Raw genomic sequence first — 24787 nt, forward strand, 5'->3', positions numbered from 1 at the left:
TCACGATGACCGACCACTCCCCCTTCCGCTCCGAGCATGACCTCCTCGGCGACAGGGACGTCCCCGCGCATGCGTACTGGGGGGTCCACACCCTGCGCGCGGTCGAGAACTTCCCCATCACCGGCCAGCCCCTGTCCTCCAACATGCATCTGGTCCGGGGCCTGGCTGCCGTGAAGCTCGCCGCCGCCCGCACCAACCACGAGCTCGGCCTGCTCGACGGCGAGCGCGCCCGGGCCATCGAGGAAGCCTGTGCCGACGTTTTGGCGGGCCGGCTCAGCGAGCAGTTCGTGGTGGACGTCATCCAGGGCGGTGCCGGGACGTCCTCGAACATGAACGCCAACGAGGTGATCGCCAACAGGGCCCTGGAGATCCTCGGACACCCCAAGGGCGACTACGCGCGGCTGCACCCCAATGACCACGTCAACCTCAGCCAGTCCACGAACGACGTGTACCCCACGGCGGTCAAGCTGGGCACGATCTTCGCCGCCCGGGAGCTGCTCGAAGCGCTCACTGAGCTCGAAGATGCCTTCGCTGCCAAGGCCCTCGAATTCCGCACGGTCGTGAAGATGGGCCGCACGCAGCTCCAGGATGCGGTCCCCATGACTCTCGGCCAGGAATTCGGGACGTACGCCGTCACGATCGGCGAGGATCGACTCCGCCTGGCGGAAGCCGATCTGCTGATCCACGAGATCAACCTCGGCGCGACGGCGATCGGCACCGGCCTGAACGCCCCCGCCGGGTACGCCGAGGCCGCCTGCCGGCACCTGGCGGAGATCACCGGCCTGCCGCTCGTCACGGCGGTGGACCTGATCGAGGCGACGCAGGACGTCGGCGCCTTCGTGCACCTCTCCGGCGTGCTCAAGCGCGTCGCGGTGAAACTGTCCAAGATCTGCAACGACCTGCGGCTGCTCTCTTCCGGCCCGCGCGCCGGCTTCGGCGAGATCAACCTCCCGGCGGTGCAGTCCGGTTCCTCGATCATGCCCGGGAAGATCAACCCGGTCATCCCGGAGGTGGTCAGCCAGGTCGCCTACGAGGTCATCGGCAACGACGTCACCATCACCATGGCTGCGGAAGCCGGCCAGCTGCAGCTCAACGCCTTCGAACCGATCATCGTCCACAGCCTCCACAAGAGCATCTCCCACCTGGAAGCAGCCTGCCGCACCCTCGCGGCCCGCTGCGTCCGGGGCATCACCGCCAACACCGAACACCTCCGCCTCACGGTGGAACAATCCATCGGCCTGGTCACGGCCCTCAACCCGCAACTGGGCTACGCCACCGCAACAGCCATCGCCCAGGAAGCCCTCGCCACCGGTAAGGGCGTTGCCGAACTCGTACTCGAACACGGGCTGCTCACCGGCGAGCAGCTCACCGAACTCCTCAGCCCGCGGCGCCTCGCCAACCTGAGCAAGTAAAGGACCCTCATGACACAGCAACGACCGGCCACGCAGCAACCGGCCATCTCCGACCACACGATCCCTGCCCACGCCCACGCCTCCGAGGCGACCCTCCACCGCGAGGACGAGGGCTACCACAAGGGCCTGAAGCCCCGGCAGGTCCAGATGATCGCCATCGGTGGCGCCATCGGCACCGGCCTGTTCATGGGTGCCGGCGGCCGCCTCGCCACGGCGGGTCCTGCGCTCATCCTCAGCTACGCGATCTGCGGCTTCTTCGCCTTCATGATCCTCCGGGCCCTCGGCGAACTGGTCATGCACCGGCCGTCCTCCGGTTCGTTCGTCTCCTACGCCCGCGAGTTCTTCGGCGAGAAGGCCGCCTTCGTCACGGGCTGGCTGTACTGGCTCAACTGGGCCATGACCGCGATCGTCGACATCACGGCCGTCGCGCTCTACATGAACTTCTTCCGGAAGTACTGGGCGCCGATCGCGGACGTGCCGCAGTGGGCCTGGGCCCTGGCCGCCCTGATCCTGGTGCTGGGCCTGAACCTCATCAGCGTGAAGGTGTTCGGGGAACTCGAATTCTGGTTCGCACTGATCAAGGTGGTCGCCCTGGTGTCCTTCCTCGTCGTGGGCATCTACTTCGTGATCTTCGGGACTCCTGTGGACGGCCAGGAGGTCGGCTTCAGCCTCATCGCGGACAACGGTGGCATGTTCCCCAACGGCCTGCTGCCCGCCGTCGTGGTGATGCAGGGTGTCGTGTTCGCCTATGCCTCGATCGAGCTGATCGGCACCGCGGCGGGTGAGACCGAGAACCCGGAGAAGATCATGCCCAAGGCCATCAACACGGTGATCGTGCGCATCGCGGTGTTCTACGTCGGCTCGCTCATCCTGCTCTCGCTGCTGCTGCCCTACACCTCCTACAAGGCCGGCGAGAGCCCGTTCGTGACGTTCTTCGGCTCCATTGGGGTGAGCGGCGTGGATGCCATCATGAACCTGGTGGTCCTCACTGCAGCGTTGTCCTCGCTCAATGCCGGCCTGTACTCCACGGGCCGCATCATGCGCTCCATGTCGGTCGCCGGTTCCGCCCCGAAGTTCGCGTCACGGATGAACAAGGCAGGCGTTCCGTACGGCGGCATCGCCCTGACCGCGGCCGTCGCCCTTCTCGGCGTCGTCCTCAACGCGGTGGTTCCCGCTCAGGCGTTCGAGATCGTGCTGAATGTCGCGTCCCTGGGCATCATCAGCACCTGGGGCGTCATCGTCCTGTGCCAGATGCAGCTGGCGCGGCTGGCCAAGCGCGGCGAGCTGCTGCGCCCCGCCTTCCGCATGCCCGGTGCCCCCGTCACCGGGTGGATCACCCTCGCGTTCCTGCTGGCGGTGCTGGTCCTGATGGCCTTCGACTCGCCCGTGGGCACGTGGACCATCGGCTCCCTGGTGGTCATCATCCCCCTGCTGATGCTCGGCTGGCGGCTGTGCCGTGACCGCGTCCTGGAACTCGCGGCAGTCCGCGACGGCCACACCGGTCCCTACCCCTTGGTGGCGAACCGTCCCGGTCCTGGTGCGAAGGCCCGCGACTAGTCGTCCCATCCGGCATCGCTGGACCGAACGGACGCAGAAGAACCCGCGCCACGCGGGGACTCTGCGTCCGTTCGTGCTTCCCCTCCCCCTCGGTGTCGACGTCGCCCCTTCCTGGTGCTGCAACTCGTGCCACGGCGCCCTTTTGTCCCTAGGATGACGAAGGACCGGGAGAAAGCGTGTCGACATGCACGAGCAGACTGCAATATTCGAGGGTGAGCGCCCGCGGCTCCTCCGCCTGGCCGAGCGGATCATCTCCGACCATGCCGAAGCAGAGGACATCGTCCAGCAGGCATGGCTGCGCCTGTCCTCTGCGGAGCAGATCGACCATGTCCCGGCCTGGCTGACGACCGTGACCACCCGGTTGTGCCTCGACCGGCTGAGGGCGAAGACGCCCGTGCCCCAGGACGAACTCGAGGATGACGATCCCGCCGAGACCTATCCGGATCCGGCCGACGAGGTGGCCCTGGCCGATACCGTCGGTCTCGCCCTGCAGGTCGTGCTCGAACGCCTGACGCCCCGGGAGCGGGTGGCATTCGTCCTTCACGAAAGCTTCGACATCGACTTCGCGACCATCGCCACAATCCTCGACGCCAGCCCCGACTCGGCCCGAAAGCTCGCCTCGCGGGCTCGTGCAAAGGTCGCCCGCCCCTCCCCCGTCAGAATGCCCGACTGGCAGGTCGTGGATGCCTTCCTCGCTGCCGCGCGCGGAGGTGACTTCAGCCGCCTGCTCGAACTGCTCGCTCCCGACGTGATCGTCACGGGCGACGACGCCGCTGTTGCGCTGGGCACCCCGCAGAGGATGGCGGGGCGCCAGCAGGTGGCTTCCTTCTTCAACGGCGCCGCCAAGACGGCGTTCGCGGTGTTCCTTGGTTCGCGCCCCGGCGCGGCGTGGATCCACCGCGGCGAGGCCAAGGTGGTCTTCGATTTCACCGTCGTCGGCGGCCGGGTCAGCGGAATCACCTTCCGGGCCGCCCCCGAAGCACTGGCCTCGGTGCAGCGCCGTGAGGCAGACGGGCCGGCTCAGTCCTCCGACAGCTGAGCGAAGGCCTTCTTCGTGTCGCGGTACCAACCCATCGCGGCGAACGGCTTACGCCACCGGCTCTTCATCTCCTCGTGTGCCGGCCCATGGCTGGTATCGCCGGCCCGGACGGCGTCGCGGAGATGGCGGTCCTGGGCCTTGATCACCGCGTCGGCGTCGTCGCCCCGGAGCGTGTGGTCGCAGGGGCCGCCGAGCTGGCTGCAGGTCATCGTCTTCATGGTGATCATCCTTTGGTCTATACGGGTTTCCCCCGGCAGGGCTCCGATGCCCTGCACTCCTATGACGAGTGGCGAGGGGGAATTGTGACCGATGGCGAATATCCGGCAGCGTTCCTGGTGCGACACCGTTCCATCACGATTTCAGGGCTCGCCGCCCCGGGGACACTACCCTCGATATCCTCGGCACATGCGGGCCATCGCGACCAGTCTCGGCGCCGCCCTGTTCCTCCCCGGCCTCGCCGGCTGTGGGTACGCTTCGGGCGCGACCTGCGTCGATTGGGTCCGCATCGAGACGCCGCAGGAGACGTTCGATCAGGCGGAGCTGGTGATCGTCGGGGCAGGGACGGAACGGGACGGGACCGAGTCGATCTACGATGCCGAGGCGCACTCCTACCGGATGGACGTTTCCGAAGTGCTGAAAGGCGATCTCCCGAGTGGGACCATACGGGTCTCGTCGATGCCGGTGACCTGCACCGAGGGCAGCCAGTACCCCGACGGTGATCCGCTCGACACGGCTTCCGACGTGCTGATCTTCGCAAACAGGTACGACGACGAGTGGTTCACCCTGACGCCCTTCGACGGAGTCCTCCGCTACTCCCAGGACACCGCGGATTCCCTCATCCGATAGACCTTCATCGGAGGACACGCAGGCACGACGACGGGTGCCGCACCTCTCTGCGGAACCGGCGGGAGGTCCCGTGGCCGGATTCTATCGGTGGAGGGCGTTTTTACTACTCTTCTGCGGGGCCGTAACCCGCCAGTGTTACTCGTGGGCCCGGAGGTCGGGCCCACGAACAGGAGTCGGACAGTGGAGCAGCCCGTGCAATCGATCAAGAAGAATCCAGGAACCGTCGTGCGAGCATTACTCCGACGCCTGGCAAGCATCACCGTTGCCGTGGCATTGGTCGCGGGCACACTCGTCGGGACCGTCCTGGCGGGCTCGGAGATCGTCCAGCGGGACAACGCTGCCGCTATTCCCGTTGCATCAAGCCTCGCCCTGCCGGTACCGGCGGCATCCTCGGAAGGCCCTGTCAGGGTTGCCGTGCTTCTCGGGCGGACCGGAACCGAGGCGGCAGATGTCCTGGCCCCCTACGACGTGCTTGCGAGCTCGGATTCATTCTCGGTGTACACCGTCTCGCAGGACAGGGCGCCGGTTCAATTGGTGGGAGCACCCCCGGTTCTTCCGACCCACACCTTTGCCGACATCGACAGCGGCGCTGTCGCCCCGCCGGATCTGGTGGTGGTTCCGGCAGTCGAGGAACCGGCCGGCGAGGAGGAGGCGGGCACACGCGCGTGGATCGTCCGGCAGGCCGATCACGGTGCCCGGATCCTGGGAGTCTGCAGTGGATCGATGCTGCTGGCAGCCGCGGGTCTGCTCGACGGGCATACGGCGACGTCCCACTGGTCCCGCCTTGGTTCGCTGCGTGAGAGCAACCCGGACGTCCAGTGGGTCGGCGGACAGCGCTACGTCCAGGACGGCCAGTTCACGACGACGGCCGGCGTGAGTTCCGGTGTGCCCGGTGCCTTACGGATGATTCATGACTTCGCAGGTCCCGAAGAAGCGGCCCGGGTCGGCGCGCTGGTGGGTTACCCCGGCTGGTCCGTGACCAGAAGTACGGCCATCCCGGAACAGGCATTCGCCGCTGCAGACGCGCAGGTGGGGCTGAACGCCGTCCTTCCCTGGTTCCGCCCCACTGTCGGCGTCGGGCTGACGGACGGCATCGGCGAGATGGACGCCGTGGCGACGTTCGAGGCCTATATGGTCTCGGGAGCCGCCCGAACGGTCGCCGTCGCGGCCACCGCCAGCGTGACCACCCGGCACGGGATGGTGCTGCTCACCACGCCGGTGTCCACGCACGGACCCGCCGTCGATCGCCTGGTGCTCCCGGGCTCGGCGGCCCCGGACCCCCGTTTAGGTGCCTGGGCTTCGGAGCGGTCGATCAGGACGGAGGTGATCGCCCCCAGCGAGGGACGAACGGCGTTCGACAGCGCGTTGGAAGAACTTTCCGCCCATGCTGGACGCGCTACCGTCGCCGCCACGGCGAAGTTCATCGAATATCCCATCGAGCAACTCGACCTGGACACGGAGGCGCGCGGCTTCCGATCGACTCTCCTGCTGGGCGTTGCAGTCCTTCTCGCACTGGGAGCCGGTGCCCTTCCCAGCCTCCTCACCCACCTGACGCGGCGATCCCGGGCCCGCAGTGGTCTGAGGACCAGCCCGTGACCACCGCCGGAGCCCTCGTGCCGGGCGACGATCCCGGGCCCGCAGTGGTCTGAGGACCAACCGGTGACCACCGCCGGAGCTCTCGTGTCGGACGGCGATCCCGGGCCCGCAGCGGTCTGAGGACCAGCCCGTGACCACCGCCGGAGCTCTCGTGCCGGGCCACCCGACCCCCACCATCCAGGTCGATACGCCTAGGCTGGGGCAGCCGCCCGGTTCCTGCCTTGGTACAGGCGACGGTAGCTGGAGGGCGTCGTGGTGAGTCTCCGCTCGAACTGGAGCCGGAAGTTCGCGGTTGTTCCCAGGCCGGTCCTTGCGGCTATGGCCTGCACCGTCAGATCAGTGGTCTCCAGGAGCCGGCATGCCTCCGCGATGCGTTGGTCGGTGAGCCACCGCAGCGGCGGCGTTCCTGCCTCGGACACGAATTTCCGGGTGAAGCTCCTGGGGGCCCACCCTGCATGGGCGGCAAGGGCGTCGACCGTGAGCGGCTCGGCCAGGTTCTGCCGGGCCCACGCACAGGTCTCGGCGAAGAGGTCCAGGGGCGCTGCGACCGGACGTTCGATGAACTGGATCTGGCCCCCTTCCCTGTGCGGGGCCACGAGCATACGCCGTGCAATGCTGTTCGCAGCCTCGGTTCCATGGTCCTTCCGGACCAGATGTAGGCAAAGGTCGATGCCGGCCGCCACTCCGGCGCTCGTACTGATCCGGCCCTCGTCGATGTACAGAACACCTGCGTCGACCGAGACTCCTGGATACAGGGTCTGTAGGCGTTGGGCGTTCTTCCAGTGGGTAGTCGCCCTCTTACCGTCCAGCAGGCCTGCAGCAGCGAGAGCGAAGGCTCCGGTGCAGACCGACACCACGCGAGCGCCACGCGCCGCCGCGTCGCGAAGGGCCTGGCAGACATCCGGAGGAGGATCGTTCAACGGCGCGTAACCGGGCACCACGATGGTGTCCGCCGACAGTAAGGCGTCGAGCCCATCCTGGGCTTGAATGGAGTACCCGGAGGTGGTGGGGACCAGCCCGGGCTCCGCTGCACAAACCCGGAAGGAGTATCTCTCCCGCTCATCCTCATGGCCGAAAACCTGGGCCGGGATCGCGAGGTCGAAGGCCACCACGTTGGGCAAGGCCAGGGCGACGACTCGGTGCATGGGACCACTGTACTGACCGGCGGCTTCATCGACCCTTGTCGGCGTCCCTGTCGCACTGCCCGCCAGCGTCACCCCGTCCGACGACGGGCTCCCCTGCCGCACCCGACCCAGCCGGCCAGCTGCTCCGGGAGGGCCTCAAAATGTCAGTGGCAGGCGAGAAAATAGGACATGGACGGCAGCGAAGAAGCTCTGAGGGAAGCAGTCGCACATCGCTGTGGCGCTGCATCAGCCTCCGCTGTCCGTCATCTCGGCGTGCGGGATCTCATCGACGCGGTCGGTTCCATTCGATCCGGCAGCGGAAGCGCCGAACTGATCGACCAGGTGCGTGACCTCGAAGACCTCAAGTCTGCCGTCGCCGCACTTCAGGCCAGGCTCGCCGTTGCGTTCGACGTGTCTGAGCGCCGCACGCAGGCTGAGGCGGGCGTTCCCGCTGCAGAGCAGGGGCAGGGCGTCGGCGCGCAGATCGCCCTCGCCCGCCGCGAGTCCCCGTCCCGCGGGAGTCGCCTGCTGGGTCTGGCCAGGGCGCTCGTCACGGAGATGCCGCACACCCTGGCCGCGCTGGAGACAGGCCGGCTGAACGAATGGCGCGCAACGCTCCTGGTGAGGGAGACGGCGTGCGTGAGCGCCTCGGATCGCTGTGCGGTGGATGAGGAGCTGTCGGCCGATACAGGGACCTTCGTGGGCGCCGGCGATCGTGCGATCGTCGCCGCCGCCCGAACGGCGTCGTACCGCAGGGATCCTCGCTCAGTCACGGACCGGGCACGCCACGCAGCCGGTGAGCGGCATGTCAGTCTGCGCCCGGCGCCCGACACGATGGCCTACCTGACAGCCCTGCTTCCCGTCGCCGAAGGCGTGGCGGTGTACGCAGAACTCGCCCGGCATGCAGATTCCCTGCGTTCAGACGGGGATGCCCGTAGCCGCGGTCAGGTCATGGCGGATGCGCTGGTCGAACGGACCACCGGCACGCCGGGAGGCATCTCCGGGGTGGAGATCCAGCTCATCATGACGGACCGCACGCTCTTTGAGGGAGACAGCGAACCGGCCCGTCTCGCCGGGTACGGCGTCGTTCCAGGCGGTTGGGCTCGGACGCTGGTGACTCCGCACCTGTCCGATTCCAGGAAGGACTTCCAAGCCTGGCTCCGGCGCCTGTATACCGCCCCCGGAAGCGGCGAGCTCCTCGCCGTAGACTCCCGGGCCCGGCTCTTCTCGGCAGGCCAACGCCGTTTCATCGAAGCTCGGGATCACTCTTGCAGAACGCCCTATTGTGACGCGCCTATCCGCCACTACGACCACATCGTCCCCTGGCGCGACGGCGGACCCACGAGTCTTTCCAACAGCGCCGGTCTCTGTGAAGCCTGCAACCACACGAAGGAACTTCAAGGCTGGATGGTGAGGGCAGTCCCCGCTGTCCGGCATGCACTTGAAGTTCGCACTCCCACCGGCCACACGTACAGGTCGACAGCGCCTCCTCCGCCGGGCAACGGCGTTGAAGTGGGCGACGTGTCGTTGCGGCGGTATCGGCGGCTGATGCGCCGACACATCAAGGCGCTCCGCGCCGATCGTCTGGACAAGCTCGCCGCCTGACGCACGCGCCGGCTGATCGGGATGTCACGCGGTTGGGAATGCCTGCTGCCCCATGATGAGCTCGAGGGCCGACACCGGCAGGGAATGGGAGGCAACGACGTTCACCCTCGCAGACACCTGCGTCTCCGTCGAAAGCACCGGTGAACACGGGTCAGACATAGGCACCCAGTAGCTGGATCTGATCGCGCAGCTTGCCCTCCACCACATTCACTTTCTGTAGCCGAACCGCTGAGGACGCGAACGCCGCAACCCCGAAAGTCGCGGGGGCCACTGCGCACACGAGGAAAAAGAGGCCCTCAGTGGATCACGAAGGAAACCACAAATATCGAAGAGGATGACCATCGCCGTCCCGGCGGGCAGGACACGCAAGGCTAGCGAGTACGCCCTCTCGTAATGTGCGAGTTCATCACGCCAGTCGCTGAAAAGACTGGCGAGTGGCAGAACGCCTGTGCGGAGCGCATAGTGCAGTTGAATTCTGTGTTCCTCCAGCATCCTCACGGTGAGTGCATGGGCCGGTACTGGTTTGAGCGCCACCATGATGCCCGACGTCAGGAGCTGTACCGCTGAGGACAGGTGAAGTTCGTAGGTAGTACCCCGATAGAGATTCAGAAGCAGGACCAGGCAGCAAGGCAGGAAGGTCATCGAACACGCGGCGAGAAGCCACAACAGACCGCCTCTGAGCAGCGAGCGGCCATGGGTATAGGAACGGAAGACAAGACATACAACAGTAGTGAATACCTGCCTGCTCGTGGCACTACCCGTCGAATGCAAGTACTTAACAGCGCCCAGAATAAAGGAAATGAAATGCTAGATTGCTTAGCGGAATGACCGGAAAGATTAGGCTAGTTAGCAAATAACGGCACAATAACCCTAGGCTACTTAGTAATCAACTCCGAGAAAGCGCTTGCGCCGATCAACCCCGAACGCTAATACTCGCCAGTACGAAATAAGGCCCCTACTATGTGTGCATTGGGTGTGGCTGGGGTCACATAGGGCAAGCCCTATCCCGTTTTCGGGCCGGCCGGAACGCAGCGTTGAGTTCCGGATTCAATGAACGACCCGAGCAGTTCCTCTGCCTGGGTGATTAGGGGGTAGTTATGGCTGGAACGTTCGAGCTTTTCCAGGACGGTGGAGTTTCCTTCAGGTTCAGGTTGAAAGCGTCCGATGGGACGGTCGTGGCCGTGTCCGGGCAGTTCTCGGATAAAGCGTCAGCGGTGGAGGGTATTCGCGTGGTCCGTGAGTGCGCTGGGACGGGGCTGATCACGGACCTCTGCCCGAAGATGTCCCGCAAAGCAGTAACGAAGCCAGCACCCTCATCGGCGTACTCGGACGCGTCATAAACCCCTCAGTCCAAGTGTGGCCGCCTGCTAAGGGCAATGCCCGATAGACGCCAGACCGTCTGATACTTGAAGCGCTTACAGCGCCCGGCCAAGATATGCCGGAGCTGCGGAACGACAACTCGCTTCGAGATCTGGTTTTCGGTCTTCCGGGTAGGGATGACGCGCCCATACGCGCGGTTGTCGAGGATGGCTGAACGTGAACGTTCACCACTTCCGGCAATTACTTGCTGCGTGAATCAGGAAAACAAGTAGTAGCTACTCATGCGGGACACGTCGGCGGCAGTCACTGTTGGTGAAGACACGGAAGTGTCTCGTGAGACGTAAGGAGCAGACGTGACAATGGTGCAGAATAATTCAACGGAGAACCTGCTGACAGTTGCGGAGATCGCGGCCCGGATGCGGGTCTCGAAGATGACGGTGTACCGTCTGGTGCAGTCCGGAGCAATGCACGGGATTCGGTTTGGCCGCTCCTACAGGGTGACCGAAACAGCCGTGCAGCAGTACCTCGAAGCCGTCAACTCCGGGCACTGATCCACCCCTCGTCGCCAACCTCGGTGGCACGACACCCGCGCACCGGGAGTCGTCGTTGTTGGCGGCGGGGTGGACGGTCCGGACACGGCGTTCATGGGTCTGCTCTGGTTCCGGTCACTCCTGTTCTTGGGCAGTGGAAGGCTTCGTACCCAACAGCATGTTGAGTCCCCATCCGAACATCGTGATGAAAATTATGGCTCCCGCCATGGACAGCAGTAGTGGGGGTCCGGTCAGTATGCCGAGACTGACGATGAGGGTTGTCGCGCCAGCTGGTGGGTGCGGCCTCTTTGCCCACGTCAGCACCAGGGTTGTCACTGCGACCGACAGGCTCCTGCCAGGAGGTGCGCGATGGTCAGGCCTCCGGCAGGAGCCGATGGATCATCCTGCAAGCCGAATCCATAGAGGCGGGGAACAACCAGGGGGCGTGAAGAGCCAGGCCGACGGCTCCGCTTGCTGCAAGGACGATCAGGGACAGCGTCGCGGCGTACAATCCACCGCCAAGACGGCTGCCCGAGCCTGCGAGACGCACATGGAGTGACTTCTTCGTCATCAATTCCCTTTCGATCCTGTGAGCCCACTCCGGAGCCGCCGAAGTAGCTGACGAAGCCATGACAGCCGCCCTGGGCATCGGGTGACCCACGGCGTCCGTGAAGGCCGCAGGGGTGAGGCGCCGCCGGCACCCCGCAGACCATGGGTCACTCAGCGACGATGAGGGCTTGTGGAGCTGCTTGTTTCATGCGGGTCTGCAGCCATTTGAGTTGGGTTTTGGTTTGTCCGTCACAGTTGGTCACCACGTCCAACAGGTCCTTGTCCCTGAGCCCCTGGGCTGCTTGTTTGATCATGGTCCAGGTGATGTCGACCAGACTCGCGAGAAGGTAGAGGTCCTGCAGATCCCGCAGGAGTCCGACAGGTCCTGATCGGATTTCGGACAGTCCGTCGGCATGCAGGCGTTCAGGTTCGTCGTCCTTATCCACCTCGCCGTATCGTTCGATGACCGGAGCCAGGGCTTGCTGGTGTCCATCGCACTGCGCCGCAAGGGCCTGACATATGAAGTAGACGTCAGGTTCATGCCCGTGTCCTTCGGACACCTGCCGAAAAGACCGGGCAAGGGTGGCCTCGGACTTGTGCAGCAGGCCGAGGTAGACAGGAAGCCTCATGAATGTTCCTCCTCCGTCGCGACCATCGGCGGATCCACGGGCGCCATGGTTTCCTTGGCCTGGGCTGCGGGTCCACCGACCGTGGGCAGCACGTGCTTGCGATTCCCGCCCCGTTCCGCGGGGCGTGAGGCGGTGGTGGTCGGGGCCAAAGACTGCCCGACCCCGTCGGCGATCTTCTCGACGCGGACGGCCGCATTTTTCAGCACGGGTTGTTTGGAGACCGGATCCCACTCGGTGATGGTGAGTTCGTTCGCGGCCCGGTACCTCGTGTTCGGCGCTGCGCCTCCGCTCGTGCCTTCGTCCCAGTACCCATAGTGGAACGGGGCGAAGATGCTGCCATCCCGGATCCCGCTGACTCGCACGGGGGCGGTGATATGCCCGCGTCGGGATTCGACCCGCACGATGTCGCCTTCGATCAGCCCGTGGGACTCGGCGTCGTTGACGGACATCTCCACCCAGGCATCGGGTGCGGCGTGGTTGAGCTGCGGGGACCTGGCGGTCTTGGTACGGGTATGGAAGTGATACACGGTGCGCCCCGTCGTGAATCTGAAGGGGTAGTCCTCGTCCGGTGTCTCGTGTGCCGGCTGGTACGGCGCGGTCTTGAAGATCGCGCGCCCCGCGGGCTTCATCGCCTTATAGGTTTCCGGGCCGATTGTCGCACCGGTCAGCAGGTCATGCCCGTACGTTTCGCAATATTCCGGGTCGGTGGCGAACACCCCGTCCCGGTACAGCCGCACCACTCCGTCGGGGTGGTCCTCGTTGCACGGCCACGGGACACCGCTGCCGCCGCGGAGCTTGTCATAGGTGATGCCGGTGTAGTCACATGGACGACCACGGGTGCATTCCTTCCAGGCGTTGAAAACATCCTCCGGCCCCTTCCAGTCCAGCAGGGGTGTTCCATCAAGTCGGGTGAAGCCCATGCGCCTGGAGTAGTCCAGGAACGTGTCGAGGTCGCTGCGGGCCTCCCCCGGCGGATCGATTGCCTGCTCCGACAGGTGCACGGTGCGGTTGACGTTGGTGAACGTCCCGGTCTTCTCACCCCACCCGGCGGCGGGCAGGACGACATCGGCGTAGCGGGCGGTCTCGGTCAGATAGAGATCCTGCACCACCAGGAACAGGCTCGAACTGGCGAGGATGTCCCGGATGCGGGGCAGTTGCGGCATGGACACCGCCGGGTTCGTGGCCGAGATCCACAGGAACTCGATCGAGCCCTGTTCGACGTACCGGAAGATCTGCATCGCGTGGGTGGGCGGAGACCAGTGCGGAATGATTACCGAATCGACGTTCCACAGGTCCGCCAACTCCTGGACGTGCTCGGGGTTCTCCCAGTTCCGGAATCCGGACAGGTCCCCGTCGGCCCCGCACTCGCGGTTGTTCTGCGCCGTGGGCTGCCCGTTCATCTGCAGGATCCCGCACCCGGGCCTGCCGATCAGCCCGCGCAGCATGTGCAGATTGTTCACCGCACACGAGGACGCCGTGGCCTGGGAGGACTGGTAGAAGCCCTGCAGGACCGTGGACAGAACCCGGTCCGACGTGCCGAAGATCTCGGCCGCGCGGCGCACGTCCTCTGCGTCGACGCCACACGTCTCCGCCACGGAATCCAGGGTCCACGGCTCGACGGTAGTGCGCAGCTCATCCATGTTCATGGTGTGCTGGTCGATGTAGTCCTGGTCGATCCACCCGTTGGTGAACAGTTCGCGTACCAGCCCGTGCATCAGCGCCAGGTTCGTACCGGGCCGGACCGCCAGGTGCACCTCCGCGTGGCGGGCGACGTCGGTCAACCTGGGGTCCACGCATACGATCCTCGGCTTGTCCGGGCCGGTGATCCGATCAAGGACCCGCGCCCAGAGCACGGTCTGCGTTTCGGCCATGTTGTGCCCGAACAGGAACATGGCGTCGCACTCATCGATGTCGACGTAGCTACCCGGTTGACCGTCCGAGCCGAAGGATTCCTTCATGGCCGTAGCCGCTGTCGCCGTGCACAACCGGGTGTTGCCATCCATGTGCGGGGTGCCGATGCCGGCTTTCCCGACGATCGCCTGCGCGTAGTACTCCTCGAGGAACAACTGCCCGCTCGTATAGAAGCCGTGGGACAAGGGGCCCTTGTTCTCGAGCAGGGTCTTGCTGCGGGAAACGATCCGCTGCATCGCTGTGTCCCAGTCCGACTCCACCAGCACCCCGTTCTCCCGGACCAGGGGTCGGGTGAGGCGGTCCTTGTTGTCCACGCCCTGCCAGCTCGCGAACAAACCCTTCGGTCCCAGCCGACCATGGTTCACGATATCCATCGCCCTGCCACGGACCCCCACCATCGACCCGTCCTTGACAGCGATGTCGATGCCGCACCCGTTGCTGCACAACACGCAAGCGGACTGCACCCACCGCTCGACGTCGGACTCGTGGATGCCCTCGGCCAGGACCTGGTCCACCCGCACCGGCCACCGCTCATCGCGGGCATAGGGAGTGCGGGTGCCCCATATCTCGGCAATACGATCAACCATGGCCACTACCCTCCATTGCAGCTGCTCCGTCTGATCTCACGGTTCAATGCTTCCTGCCCCCGACACCTGGCACGGACGCCACCTGTGTCATCCACGCCGCGACCTGGGTGTCGTCGAGGTCTTCTTCCGACTCGAGCTCCACACCCCGCGTCGACTTGCCCATCCCCACCGGTGTCGTCGGCGGTGCCGGTTCGAGCGCCGCGCCATTGATGAACATGAGCTTGACGTGGCCGGCGAAGCCGCCGCAGCTGAAGCACCACCCGTCGCCCACGCCGTAGTACGCCATGCCCCACTTCACGCAGCGCTGCAGGTCGGGCAGCGTCTTGGCCGCCAGGGAATCGACCGCTTCGGCGATGCCGCGCTGAGGCTGCGGCAGGCTGGCGATGTAGGCGAAGACGGGCTTGTCCCCGACCGCCGCGTTCGTGGGGCTTGCCCGGCCCGTCATGGCTTCCGGCAGTGTCCAGGCGGCGCCCTGAACCGCGGCCCTGGTGGCCGCACTCGGGACCTCGCTCTTCAGGTCTTCCTCGCTGTCCATGGCGAGATGGTAGTCCTTCGACACTGCGGATGGAGCGATAGCGCATGCCTTCTGGGACAGAATGCGGAAAATGGTTCTGGGCAAACCCTCAGACGGAGGCCGCCCTGGAATGGATCACGGGTTACTCGAGCTGATCCGACGTCGACTCCAACGAGCCTGCCACTTCACAGGCTGCACGAAAACGGAGAGCCCAGTTGGACGACGTCCAACCAGGCTCTCCGCATCCTTCAACTAAGCCCGCATCTCGCAGCGCCTAGCGATCTGACTTGTCACTGGGCTGTTAGAAGTCCCAGTCCTCGTCCTCCGTGTTCACGGCCTTGCCGATCACGTACGAGGAGCCCGAGCCGGAGAAGAAGTCGTGGTTCTCGTCGGCGTTCGGGGACAACGCCGAGAGGATCGCAGGGTTCACGTCGGTCACCGAGGACGGGAACATCGCCTCGTAGCCGAGGTTCATCAGCGCCTTGTTGGCGTTGTAGTGCAGGAACTTCTTGACGTCCTCGGCCAAACCGACGGAGTCGTAGAGGTCGTGCGTGTACTGGACCTCGTTCTCGTAGAGCTCGAAGAGCAGTTCGAAGGTGTAGTCCTTGAGCTCCTGGCGGCGCTCCGGCGTCACGCTCTCCAGGCCACGCTGGAACTTGTAGCCGATGTAGTAGCCGTGCACCGCCTCATCCCGGATGATCAGGCGCACGAGGTCGGCGGTGTTCGTGAGCTTGGCGCGCGAGGACCAGTACATCGGCAGGTAGAAGCCGGAGTAGAACAGGAAGGACTCGAGCAGCGTGCTCGCGACCTTGCGCTTGAGGGGATCGTCGCCGCGGTAGTAGTCCGTGACGATGTTCGCCTTCTTCTGCAGGTTCACGTTCTCCGTGGACCAGCGGAACGCCTCGTCGATCTCTTTGGTGGAGGCCAATGTGGAGAAGATCGAGGAGTAGCTCTTGGCGTGCACCGACTCCATGAACGCGATGTTCGTGAGCACGGCTTCCTCGTGCGGGGTGACCGCGTCAGGGATGAGGCTGACGGCACCGACGGTGGCCTGCACGGTGTCGAGAAGGGTGAGGCCGGTGAAGACGCGCATGGTGAGCGTCTGCTCCTCCGGCGTCAGCGTCGCCCACGACTGCACGTCGTTGGACAGCGGCACCTTCTCGGGCAGCCAGAAGTTGTTCACCAGGCGGTTCCAGACGTCGACGTCCTTGTCGTCCTGGATACGGTTCCAGTTGATGGCCTGGACCTGGTCGACGAGCTTCAGCTTCTCGCTCATGGTGTGTTCCTTGTCTGCGTGTAAGTAATGCCGGTGATACCGGTGGAGCCTGGAGTGTCAGGCCGGGCGGAATGCCCGGCCTGACGACTTAGTTGCCTAGAGCATGCAACTGACGCAGCCCTCCACCTCGGTCCCTTCCAGCGCGAGCTGGCGGAGACGGATGTAGTAGACGGTCTTGATGCCCTTGCGCCAGGCGTAGATCTGCGACTTGTTGATCTCACGCGTGGTGGCGGTGTCCTTGAAGAACAACGTCAGGGACAGGCCCTGGTCCACGTGCTGCGTGGCAGCGGCGTACGTGTCGATGATCTTCTCATAGCCGATCTCGTACGCGTCCTGGTAGTACTCCAGGTTGTCGTTGGTCAGGTACGGCGCCGGGTAGTACACGCGGCCCAGCTTGCCTTCCTTGCGGATCTCGATCTTCGAAGCCACCGGGTGGATGGAGGACGTCGAGTTGTTGATGTACGAGATGGAACCGGTCGGCGGGACGGCCTGCAGGTTCTGGTTGTAGATACCGTGCTCCATGACCGAGGCCTTCAGGGCACGCCAGTCCTCCTGCGTGGGGATATGCACGTCGGCGAACAGCTCACGCACGCGCGGCGTCGCCGGCTCCCACACCTGGTCGGTGTACTTGTCGAAGAACTCTCCGCTCGCGTACTTGGACTTCTCGAAGCCGGCGAAGCGGCGGCCGGTCTCGATGGACATCAGGTTCGACGCCCGGATGCAGTGGTACACCACGGAGTAGAAGTAGATGTTGGTGAAGTCCAGGCCCTCTTCGGAGCCGTAGTGGACCCGCTCCCGGGCGAGGTAGCCGTGCAGGTTCATCTGGCCGAGGCCGATGGCGTGCGAGGCGTCGTTGCCCTTGGCGATCGACGGCACCGAGCTGATGTGGCTCATGTCCGAGACGGCCGAGAGGGTGCGGATCGCGGTCTCGATGGTCCGGCCGAAATCGGGCGAGTCCATGGTCTTCGCGATGTTCAGCGAGCCGAGGTTGCAGGAGATGTCCTTGCCCACCTGGTCGTAGGACAGGTCCTCGTTGTACGTCGTGGGCTCGGAGACCTGGAGGATTTCGGAGCACAGGTTGGACATGATGATCTTGCCGTCGATCGGGTTGGCCCGGTTCACGGTGTCCTCGAACATGATGTACGGGTAGCCGGACTCGAACTGGATCTCCGCCAGCGTCTGGAAGAACTCGCGCGCCTTGATCTTGGTCTTCTTGATGCGGGCGTCGTCCACCATCTCGTAGTACTTCTCGGTGACCGAGATGTCGGAGAACGGCATGCCGTAGACGCGCTCGACGTCGTACGGCGAGAACAGGTACATGTCCTCGTCGCGCTTGGCGAGCTCGAAGGTGATGTCGGGGACCACGACGCCGAGGGACAGCGTCTTGATGCGGATCTTCTCGTCGGCGTTCTCGCGCTTGGTGTCGAGGAAGCGGTTGATGTCCGGGTGGTGGGCGTGCAGGTACACGGCGCCGGCACCCTGGCGGGCACCGAGCTGGTTCGCGTAGGAGAAGCTGTCCTCGAGGAGCTTCATCACGGGGATGACGCCGGACGACTGGTTCTCGATCTGCTTGATCGGCGCGCCGACCTCACGGATGTTCGTCAGCGCGAACGCGACGCCGCCGCCGCGCTTGGAGAGCTGCAGGGCCGAGTTGATGGACCGGCCGATGGACTCCATGTTGTCTTCGATGCGGAGCAGGAAGCAGGAGACCAGCTCGCCGCGCTGGCGCTTGCCGGCGTTGAGGAACGTGGGGGTGGCGGGCTGGAAGCGGCCGTCGATGATCTCGTCGACCATCTGCGTGGCGAGCTCCTCATTGCCGCGGGCCAGGTGGAGGGCGACCATGCACACGCGGTCCTCGTAGCGCTCGAGGTAGCGCTTGCCGTCGAACGTCTTCAGCGTGTACGAGGTGTAGTACTTGAAGGCGCCGAGGAAGGTCTCGAAGCGGAACTTCTTGGCGTAGGCGCGCTTGAAGAGGTCACGGATGAAGTTCATCGTGTACTGGTGGAGCGTCTCCCGCTCGTAGTACTCGTTCTTCACGAGGTAGTCGAGCTTCTCCTCGAGGTCGTGGAAGAACACGGTGTTGTTGTTCACGTGCTGCAGGAAGTACTGGTGCGCAGCCTCGCGGTCGGCGTCGAACTGGATCTCTCCGTTCGCGCCGTACAGGTTGAGCATGGCGTTCAGCTCGTGATAGCCCATGTCCTTGAAGCGGTCCACCGCGGCTGCGGGTGCGCCCGTCTCCGTCTCTGCAACACTCATGTCCAAAACTCTTCCAATCCTCTGGTAACTCGGTCCACGTCCTCGGACGTGCCCATGACTTCAAATCTGTACAGGACGGGGACGTTGCATTTGGCGGCGACGATGTCGGCGGCAAGGCAGTAGGTCTCACCGAAGTTGGTGTTACCGGCCCCGATGACCCCCCGGAGGAGGTTGCGGTTCTGCTCGTTGTTCAGGAATTTCACGACCTGGCGGGGTACCGCACCCTTGCCGGTGATTCCCCCGTAGGTGGGAAGGACCAGCACGTAGGGCCGAAGCGCCCGCAGCGTCGGCTCCCTGGTGAGCAGTGGCATGCGGGCGGCCCGGACCCCCAGCTTCTCGACGAAGCGGTGGGTGTTGTCGGAGACCGACGAGAAGTAGATCAGCCGGGCATCGGTGACCGGACCCTCCCCGCCTCCGGCTTCTGCCGGATCGGGGCGGTCGGCTCGGTCCTCCACGGCAATCGTGGCCATGTCCGATGCCACACCAGCGGATCCCCGAGGGGAACCGGTCAGGCTACCGAGCTCACGACGGAGTCGGCGAGCGAGTTGATCTTGTCGGGACGGAATCCGGACCAGTGGTCGTTGTCCGTGATGACGACCGGAGCCTGCATGTAGCCCATCGAGCGGACGCGCTCGAGTGCAGCGGGATCCTGCGAGATGTCGACGCTCTGGTAGGCGATGCCCTTCTTGTCCAGAGCCCGGTAGGTGGCGTTGCACTGTACGCAAGCCGGCTTTGTGTAAACCGTGACGGTCATGTCTAAGTCCCCTTTTCTCTACTGCTGTCATGCTGTGTCATGGGTGGCGCGCGGCCCCGGAAAGGGGAAGGAAATCCGGGGATTTCCGCGCCTCCGGGCCCATGCCCGTCCAGCGGTTGTTCTGTCCCTCGATACTACATCTAGTGCGACCAACTCATGCATACCCCTAGATGATGTATTACAAGTATGTCATTACGGGAGCGAGTAGTCCACACGATGTCCACAGATCCGGGGCTCCGGAAAGCGCGGAAACGAGCCGATCCGAGGTCGAAAAAGGCACATGGTCCACACACTGTGGAGTACTTCCGCACAGGCTGAAAAACTTCCGTGTCGCGTTTCCCTGGCGTGTCGCGGGAGTCGCGTGTAGAAGACTGGGGCGAAAGAATCAGCCGACGAGAAGAGTACGACGTGGTCAACCCGGTCCACCTGCGGACACTGCTCGAGGTCATCCGCCACGGGTCCTTCAGCGGCGCCGCCACGAGCCTCGGCTACACGGCGTCGGCGGTATCCCAGCAGATGTCGGCACTGGAACGGGACACCGGCGCCACGCTCTTCACGCGGGCCGCCCGCAGCGCGATTCCTACGGACGCCGCCCTCGCGATGTCCCGGCATGCCTCGAAGGTCCTGACCGATATCGATGCGCTGCTCGCCTCGACCGCCCGTGCCGGCACTGGTCCCGCCCATGAGCTCCGGCTCGGCATCTTCCCCAGCCTCGTGACGTTCGCGCTCCCGCGACTGCTGCGCATGCCGGAATGGCAGCGGCTCGGTGTGTCGTTGCGCGTCTTCGTCGGGGAACCGGCGCACACGATCCAGGGGTTGCGCACCGGGGGCGATCTCGACCTCGCGCTCGTGTACCAGGTCGGGCAGGCCGGACTCGCCTGGCCGTCGACCCTGAGCCGCCAGTGGATCGGCGACGACGACTTCCGGGTCATCCTCCCGGCGAGCTGGGGCATCCGCAGCGGGTCGCGCGTCACCGCCGACCAGCTCGCGGACATGCCGTGGATCATGCACCACCCCGGCACCGCGGACGCGACGGTCATCGAACGCCTCTTCGCGAGCTGCAACCTCCATCCACGTATCGCGGCCTACTGCGACGACTTCAATGCAAGCCTCGAGCTCACCGCAGCGGGCCTGGGAGCAGCCCTGGTGCCCGAACTCGCCATGGTCAACCGGCCCGAGGGCATCGTGGCGCTCGACGTCCCGGAGATCCGGCTGGCGCGCAGCATCTTCGCCCTGCGCACGGGTGATGCCGACGACGCACGGGTGCGGCTCTTCATGGACCAACTCGCGGATATCCTCCGGGGTCAGAGCATCGGTCCCAAGCACACCGCCCCCGGCTACGCACGCACCTCCGGCTCCTGAATTCCCGTTGCAAGCGTCCGGCGCTGTCCGTACCTTCGGGTCAGGAGCGGGCACCGGTCCGCTGGTTTTCTGATCTTCCGAGGAGGAACCCAATGCGGATCAAGAACAGCGTGGTCGTCATCACCGGGGCAGCGAGCGGCATCGGCCGGGCCACAGCCCTTCGGTTCGCCCGTCGCCGCACGAACCTCGTCCTCGCCAGCCGGAGGGTGGAAGCGCTCGAGACGCTCGTCGCCGAGTGCACGGCGCTGGGTTCCCGTGCCATCGCCGTTCCCACCGACACCTCCGAGTACGACGCTGTCCAGGAGCTCGCGAGCAGGGCCGTCGAGGAGTTCGGGCGCATCGACGTATGGGTCAACAACGCCGCCGTCTCGTTCTTCTCGCCGTTCCTCGAGGTGCCGCTGCGCGATTTCGAGCGGGTGATCGACGTCAACGTGATGGGCTACGTCTACGGAGCCCGGGCCGCACTGGAGCGCATGCAGGACCAGGGGTCAGGCGTCCTCGTCAACGTCGCGTCCATCGTCGGGGAGATCCCCCAGCCCTACACCTCCGCCTACTCCATGTCGAAGGCGGCCGTCCGGGCCCTCGGTGTCAGCCTGCGGTCCGAGCTGAAACTGGACCGGAAGAAGCACATCCACGTGTGCACGGTCCTTCCGCCCACCATCGACACGCCCTTCTTCAACCACGCCGCGAACTACACCGGCCGCCGCGCCGTGGCGATGCCGCCGGTCTACAGCGCGGATCGCGTCGCGAAGGCCATCCTCGACGTCGTCGAGGTACCGACCCGGGAGGTGGCGGTCGGCAGGATCGGCCGTTCCATGGTCCGGCAGCACCGGCTCATGCCGGCCCGGCTCGAGAAGGTGATGGCCGTGCAGGTGGAGAACAGCCATCTGTCCAAGAAGGAACCGGCCGAGGACTCGACCGGCAACCTGTACGGGCCCTCCCTGGACCCGGCGAATGCCGCAGTGACCGGTGGCTGGAGCGGTAAACGGCGCACGGCCCAGCGGATGGTCCTCGGCACCGCGCTCGTGGGTGCGGGCGCGGTCGTGTTCGGCGACAAGCTCAAGGGCGCCCTCCCCGTGGTGGCAGGGGCCGCGGGGACGGTGGGACAGGCCGTCAAGGCCGCGAGCAAGGGTTCCTAGGCCCGCGGACGCAGGCCTTCGGCTGCCGGTCGGCTACATCGAGGCTGCGAGGCCGGCCTCCGGTGGGCGCTCCAGCTCGAGGGCATCCAGGACGTCGAGCGCGGCGGAATGCTCGTTGAAGGTGTAGAGGTGGAGCCCCGGCGCACCGTCGTCGAGCGCCGCCCGTGCGAGGTCCACGGTCGCCTCGACGCCGATTCGGCGGCGTTCCTCGTCGGTGCGGGCGCCCTCCAGGCGTCCCCAAAGGGCCTCGTCGACGTCGATGCCCGCGAGCCCGCTCAGCTTCTTCAGGCGCCGGGTACTCGTCATCGGCATGACGCCGGGGATGATCGGGATGGTGACGCCGGCTTGCCGTGCGCGCGTGACCAGCCGCGAATAGTCGGAGGCCTGGAAGAACACCTGGGTGATCGCGAAGTCGGCCCCCGCCACTTCCTTGGCGAGCAGCACCTCGATGTCCTGATCGAAGCTCGGCGAGTCCGGATGCCGGGTCGCGTAGGCCGCTACCCCGACCGATACCTTGCCGGCTGCCAGCTGGGCGACCCGCTGCGCTTCGACCTCCCGGATCAGCCGCACGAGCTCGTCCGCGTGCTCGACGTCGCCGGGCCGGCTCTCCCGTCCTTCGGGCGCGTCGCCGCGGAGGGCGAGGATGCCGCGGACCCCGCCGCCGATGAGCCGGTCGACGATCTCCGTCAGGTCGGCGCGGCTGGTCCCGACGCAGGTCAGGTGCGCCAGCGGCTTGAGCGTCGTCTCCGTCAACAGGCGCCGCAGAAGGTCGATCGCCGTCTCCTGGTTGCTGCCGGCAGCACCATAGGTGACGGACACGAAATCGGGACGCGTGCCCTCGAGGCGACGGATGGTCGTCCAGAGCGAGTCCTCCGCCTCGGCGTTCCGGGGCGGGTACAGCTCGTAGGACAGGGCGGGATAGGTGGGTGGCGACATCTGGGTCCTCTTCGTAGGTGCCGCAGGATCGATCAGTCCGTTTCCTCCGGTACATCGGCCGAGCGTACCTCGCTGTGGATGATGCCGAGCTCCTCGAGCTTCTCGGACATCCCGGCTCCGTCGGGCGCGTAGATCCACGGGATACCCGGTGTCGGCTGGACGCCGGTCTTGGAGCGGCCACCCGCGAGTACCGCTTCACCGACGGACAGCTGGCGGATGGCGATGGCGCGGACGTTCTGCGGGTGGCGCTGCGCGAACTCGGAATATATCGCCTCGTCGTGCTGGCCGTCGTCGCCCACCAGCAGCCACTTGACGCCGGGGAACTCCTCGGCCAGCCGTTCGAGCGACGTCCGCTTGTGTTCCTGGCCGCTACGGAACCACCGGTCGCGGGTCGGTCCCCAGTCGGTCAGGAGCTTGGGCCCTGCCGGATACAGGTTGCGGGAGAGGAAGCGGGACAGGGTCGGCGCGACATTCCAGGCGCCCGTCGACAGGTAGAGCACGGGCGCCGACGGAAGGGTCCGTACGATCCGCTCGTACAGCACGGCCATGCCGGGAGTCGGTGTCCGTGCGTGCTCGTCGAGCACGAAGGTGTTCCAGGCGGCGAGGAAGGGGCGTGGGAGGGCCGTCACCATCACGGTGTCGTCGATGTCGGAGACGACGCCGAAATCCGTCGTGTCCGCGACGATCCGCACCGGGGCCTCCACGACGCGGGAATTTCCCGACTGCACGGTGATGGTGTGCCAGCCGGCGTCGAGCGTCACAGGGATGCGCGCGTCGACGACGCCGCCGCGGTCCGCCTCGACGTCGTGCACGGTGTCGCCGATAGTGACGTGGACCACCGCGTGGGCCACCGGGGCGCTCGTGAAGTTGCGCCAGCCGCGCATGCCCTCCTTGAGAGGCTTGAGCGGGCCGGACTGCGCGCCCCGCCCCGTGTCCCTCGGATCACCGAGCACGACGCGTGCCAGGACCCGCACCCACGACGTCGTACCGTACCCCGTGTATGGGATGACGGTGTCGACCCTGCCGCGCCGGACCGCCAGGCGCGTCTGGAACTTGAGCCAGGCGTCGTCGAGACGCACCGCGAGGTGGCGGTCTTCGAGCCCCGGCTTCACGGGATTCCTGCTTCCGCGGCCGGCGGACGGGGTGTGCGACTTCGCAGATCGTGGACACATGCCCCCAGTCTGGCACGGCGGCATCCCGGGGACGACCTCTCCCGTGCTGGTCGCGCAGAACGGGAGGCACAGGTCACAGGCGTCTAACAACTCCGACTTCACGTCTGGACGATCTTGAAGCAGGCAGTGGTGGCTGGGACGCTGGAACTTCGATCAGGCGAACGATCAGTGGGGATGTCATGGCATTAGGCTGGGAATACAAGGGCGTGCGCCTCGTGGAGGAAAGGGTCCTGCACGACTGGGACACCTGCGCGAAACTCGACCCCCGCACCACCGCGGCCGATCTGGCGCATGCCATCCGGTTCGGCAAGGCGCAATCGGCCCTCGAGGCGGTGGCAGCCGGCGGGGCCACGCTCACCACCGACCATGCCTGGGCACTCCATTTCGCCAACGAGATGGCCGAGTTGCGGCACTACGGGCCCCTGATCGCGGTGGAGGACAACGTCCCCGTCCTGGCGCCCGGCATCCGGCAGATCATCGGGACGTTCGGCGAATACGGGCTGTGGGACGGCCAGCCGTCCTGGACCCTCTGACGACAAGACTGGGGCACCAAGTCTGCCTTCCCGGGTCTCCGACGCGTTCCGATTCTCTCGGCCTGGGACGAGTCGGTTCACCGGTTGCTGAAGGACTGTCCTCCCCTCGGCCTCCCGGACCGGCCGTGGGACACTCGATG

The 24787-nt window shown here is 65.6% G+C and carries 23 protein-coding genes; 11 read left to right on the plus strand and 12 right to left on the minus strand.

The features are described 5' to 3' along the window. Positions 1–5: 5 nt before the first annotated feature. From P5G52_RS13505 to P5G52_RS13515, 3 genes are all read left to right on the plus strand, one after another. Complete coding sequence (locus tag P5G52_RS13505) at positions 6–1412, plus strand: aspartate ammonia-lyase (RefSeq protein ID WP_301228174.1); 1407 nt, start codon at positions 6–8, stop codon at positions 1410–1412. Positions 1413–1421: 9 nt separating this feature from the next. After that, on the plus strand, positions 1422–2969 hold the full coding sequence (locus P5G52_RS13510; RefSeq protein WP_301228176.1) for an amino acid permease: 1548 nt from the start codon (positions 1422–1424) through the stop codon (positions 2967–2969). A 184-nt stretch (positions 2970–3153) separates the two neighbouring features. Further along, positions 3154–4008: a sigma-70 family RNA polymerase sigma factor gene (locus tag P5G52_RS13515; RefSeq protein ID WP_301228177.1), complete on the plus strand. Its 855-nt coding sequence runs from the start codon at positions 3154–3156 to the stop codon at positions 4006–4008. Here the strand turns inward: P5G52_RS13515 and P5G52_RS13520 are convergent. Further along, positions 3990–4226 (minus strand): hypothetical protein, encoded by a 237-nt coding sequence (locus P5G52_RS13520; RefSeq protein ID WP_301228178.1) that lies wholly within the window; start codon positions 4224–4226, stop codon positions 3990–3992. The genes P5G52_RS13515 and P5G52_RS13520 overlap by 19 nt on opposite strands. A 187-nt stretch (positions 4227–4413) precedes the next feature. Here P5G52_RS13520 and P5G52_RS13525 point away from each other — a divergent pair, with 187 nt between their 5' ends. Then, positions 4414–4854, plus strand: coding sequence for a hypothetical protein (locus P5G52_RS13525; RefSeq protein ID WP_301228180.1), 441 nt, complete (start codon positions 4414–4416; stop codon positions 4852–4854). 225 nt (positions 4855–5079) lie between these two features. Then, positions 5080–6450, plus strand: coding sequence for a DJ-1/PfpI family protein (locus P5G52_RS13530; protein ID WP_301228182.1), 1371 nt, complete (start codon positions 5080–5082; stop codon positions 6448–6450). A 191-nt stretch (positions 6451–6641) separates the two neighbouring features. Here P5G52_RS13530 and P5G52_RS13535 read toward each other — a convergent pair whose 3' ends face one another. Next, on the minus strand, positions 6642–7595 hold the full coding sequence (locus tag P5G52_RS13535; RefSeq protein ID WP_301228184.1) for a GlxA family transcriptional regulator: 954 nt from the start codon (positions 7593–7595) through the stop codon (positions 6642–6644). A gap of 252 nt (positions 7596–7847) precedes the next feature. Here P5G52_RS13535 and P5G52_RS13540 point away from each other — a divergent pair, with 252 nt between their 5' ends. From P5G52_RS13540 to P5G52_RS13550, 3 genes are all read left to right on the plus strand, one after another. Next, entirely contained in the window at positions 7848–9179 is a 1332-nt protein-coding gene (locus tag P5G52_RS13540; RefSeq protein WP_363321891.1) for an HNH endonuclease, read from the plus strand. A 1097-nt stretch (positions 9180–10276) separates the two neighbouring features. Next, positions 10277–10519 carry a YegP family protein gene (locus tag P5G52_RS13545; RefSeq protein WP_363321892.1) on the plus strand — a complete coding sequence of 81 codons (243 nt, stop codon included), beginning with the start codon at positions 10277–10279 and terminating at the stop codon, positions 10517–10519. Positions 10520–10852: 333 nt separating this feature from the next. Then, positions 10853–11050 (plus strand): helix-turn-helix domain-containing protein, encoded by a 198-nt coding sequence (locus P5G52_RS13550; protein ID WP_435868678.1) that lies wholly within the window; start codon positions 10853–10855, stop codon positions 11048–11050. Positions 11051–11164: 114 nt separating this feature from the next. Here the strand turns inward: P5G52_RS13550 and P5G52_RS18335 are convergent, their stop codons facing one another. The 8 genes from P5G52_RS18335 to nrdH all read right to left on the minus strand — a co-directional run bounded on the left by P5G52_RS18335 (position 11165) and on the right by nrdH (position 19505). Further along, a complete protein-coding gene (locus P5G52_RS18335; protein ID WP_363321893.1) occupies positions 11165–11365 on the minus strand; it encodes a hypothetical protein in 201 nt (66 codons plus the stop codon). A gap of 380 nt (positions 11366–11745) precedes the next feature. Then, positions 11746–12207, minus strand: coding sequence for a hypothetical protein (locus P5G52_RS13555; RefSeq protein WP_301228188.1), 462 nt, complete (start codon positions 12205–12207; stop codon positions 11746–11748). Further along, positions 12204–14705, minus strand: a complete 2502-nt coding sequence (locus P5G52_RS13560; RefSeq protein WP_301228190.1) for a molybdopterin oxidoreductase family protein — start codon at positions 14703–14705, stop codon at positions 12204–12206. The genes P5G52_RS13555 and P5G52_RS13560 overlap by 4 nt, the downstream gene beginning before the upstream one ends. A 43-nt stretch (positions 14706–14748) precedes the next feature. Next, the gene (locus tag P5G52_RS13565; protein ID WP_301228192.1) at positions 14749–15240 is read right to left on the minus strand and encodes a DUF1801 domain-containing protein; all 492 of its coding nucleotides are present in this window, start codon (positions 15238–15240) and stop codon (positions 14749–14751) included. Positions 15241–15520: 280 nt separating this feature from the next. Then, complete coding sequence (gene nrdF, locus P5G52_RS13570; RefSeq protein ID WP_301228194.1) at positions 15521–16495, minus strand: class 1b ribonucleoside-diphosphate reductase subunit beta; 975 nt, start codon at positions 16493–16495, stop codon at positions 15521–15523. A 96-nt stretch (positions 16496–16591) separates the two neighbouring features. Next, a complete protein-coding gene (nrdE, locus tag P5G52_RS13575) occupies positions 16592–18751 on the minus strand; it encodes a class 1b ribonucleoside-diphosphate reductase subunit alpha (protein ID WP_301228196.1) in 2160 nt (719 codons plus the stop codon). Then, positions 18748–19221: a class Ib ribonucleoside-diphosphate reductase assembly flavoprotein NrdI gene (gene nrdI, locus P5G52_RS13580; protein ID WP_301228198.1), complete on the minus strand. Its 474-nt coding sequence runs from the start codon at positions 19219–19221 to the stop codon at positions 18748–18750. The genes nrdE and nrdI overlap by 4 nt, the downstream gene beginning before the upstream one ends. A gap of 38 nt (positions 19222–19259) precedes the next feature. Next, positions 19260–19505: a glutaredoxin-like protein NrdH gene (gene nrdH, locus P5G52_RS13585; protein WP_087073531.1), complete on the minus strand. Its 246-nt coding sequence runs from the start codon at positions 19503–19505 to the stop codon at positions 19260–19262. A gap of 408 nt (positions 19506–19913) precedes the next feature. Between nrdH and P5G52_RS13590 the strand changes: the two genes are divergently transcribed. Further along, positions 19914–20867 carry a LysR family transcriptional regulator gene (locus tag P5G52_RS13590; protein ID WP_301228200.1) on the plus strand — a complete coding sequence of 318 codons (954 nt, stop codon included), beginning with the start codon at positions 19914–19916 and terminating at the stop codon, positions 20865–20867. A gap of 92 nt (positions 20868–20959) precedes the next feature. Beyond that, on the plus strand, positions 20960–22006 hold the full coding sequence (locus P5G52_RS13595) for an SDR family oxidoreductase (RefSeq protein ID WP_301228202.1): 1047 nt from the start codon (positions 20960–20962) through the stop codon (positions 22004–22006). 33 nt (positions 22007–22039) lie between these two features. On the opposite strand, the gene P5G52_RS13600 is transcribed toward P5G52_RS13595, so the two are convergent. After that, positions 22040–22942, minus strand: a complete 903-nt coding sequence (locus P5G52_RS13600; protein WP_301228204.1) for a methylenetetrahydrofolate reductase — start codon at positions 22940–22942, stop codon at positions 22040–22042. 32 nt (positions 22943–22974) lie between these two features. Next, a complete protein-coding gene (locus tag P5G52_RS13605) occupies positions 22975–24114 on the minus strand; it encodes an App1 family protein phosphatidate phosphatase (RefSeq protein ID WP_301228206.1) in 1140 nt (379 codons plus the stop codon). A 179-nt stretch (positions 24115–24293) separates the two neighbouring features. Here P5G52_RS13605 and P5G52_RS13610 point away from each other — a divergent pair, with 179 nt between their 5' ends. Then, the gene (locus P5G52_RS13610; protein WP_301228207.1) at positions 24294–24647 is read left to right on the plus strand and encodes a hypothetical protein; all 354 of its coding nucleotides are present in this window, start codon (positions 24294–24296) and stop codon (positions 24645–24647) included. The last annotated feature ends 140 nt before the right edge of the window (positions 24648–24787 follow it).

This window comes from Arthrobacter burdickii, from assembly GCF_030433645.1.
GTDB classification, from domain to species: Bacteria; Actinomycetota; Actinomycetes; order Actinomycetales; family Micrococcaceae; genus Arthrobacter_D; species Arthrobacter_D burdickii.

Excerpts from the sequence above, each read along its gene's own strand:
- P5G52_RS13505 (WP_301228174.1), top strand. The coding sequence starts at position 6 with ATGACCGACCACTCCCCCTTCCGCTCCGAGCATGACCTCCTCGGCGAC.
- P5G52_RS13510 (WP_301228176.1), top strand. The coding sequence starts at position 1,422 with ATGACACAGCAACGACCGGCCACGCAGCAACCGGCCATCTCCGACCAC.
- P5G52_RS13515 (WP_301228177.1), top strand. The coding sequence starts at position 3,154 with ATGCACGAGCAGACTGCAATATTCGAGGGTGAGCGCCCGCGGCTCCTC.
- P5G52_RS13520 (WP_301228178.1), bottom strand. The coding sequence starts at position 4,226 with ATGAAGACGATGACCTGCAGCCAGCTCGGCGGCCCCTGCGACCACACG.
- P5G52_RS13525 (WP_301228180.1), top strand. The coding sequence starts at position 4,414 with ATGCGGGCCATCGCGACCAGTCTCGGCGCCGCCCTGTTCCTCCCCGGC.
- P5G52_RS13535 (WP_301228184.1), bottom strand. The coding sequence starts at position 7,595 with ATGCACCGAGTCGTCGCCCTGGCCTTGCCCAACGTGGTGGCCTTCGAC.
- P5G52_RS13545 (WP_363321892.1), top strand. The coding sequence starts at position 10,277 with ATGGCTGGAACGTTCGAGCTTTTCCAGGACGGTGGAGTTTCCTTCAGG.
- P5G52_RS13555 (WP_301228188.1), bottom strand. The coding sequence starts at position 12,207 with ATGAGGCTTCCTGTCTACCTCGGCCTGCTGCACAAGTCCGAGGCCACC.
- P5G52_RS13560 (WP_301228190.1), bottom strand. The coding sequence starts at position 14,705 with ATGGTTGATCGTATTGCCGAGATATGGGGCACCCGCACTCCCTATGCC.
- P5G52_RS13565 (WP_301228192.1), bottom strand. The coding sequence starts at position 15,240 with ATGGACAGCGAGGAAGACCTGAAGAGCGAGGTCCCGAGTGCGGCCACC.
- nrdF (WP_301228194.1), bottom strand. The coding sequence starts at position 16,495 with ATGAGCGAGAAGCTGAAGCTCGTCGACCAGGTCCAGGCCATCAACTGG.
- nrdE (WP_301228196.1), bottom strand. The coding sequence starts at position 18,751 with ATGAGTGTTGCAGAGACGGAGACGGGCGCACCCGCAGCCGCGGTGGAC.
- nrdI (WP_301228198.1), bottom strand. The coding sequence starts at position 19,221 with ATGGCCACGATTGCCGTGGAGGACCGAGCCGACCGCCCCGATCCGGCA.
- nrdH (WP_087073531.1), bottom strand. The coding sequence starts at position 19,505 with ATGACCGTCACGGTTTACACAAAGCCGGCTTGCGTACAGTGCAACGCC.
- P5G52_RS13595 (WP_301228202.1), top strand. The coding sequence starts at position 20,960 with ATGCGGATCAAGAACAGCGTGGTCGTCATCACCGGGGCAGCGAGCGGC.
- P5G52_RS13600 (WP_301228204.1), bottom strand. The coding sequence starts at position 22,942 with ATGTCGCCACCCACCTATCCCGCCCTGTCCTACGAGCTGTACCCGCCC.
- P5G52_RS13605 (WP_301228206.1), bottom strand. The coding sequence starts at position 24,114 with ATGTGTCCACGATCTGCGAAGTCGCACACCCCGTCCGCCGGCCGCGGA.
- P5G52_RS13610 (WP_301228207.1), top strand. The coding sequence starts at position 24,294 with ATGGCATTAGGCTGGGAATACAAGGGCGTGCGCCTCGTGGAGGAAAGG.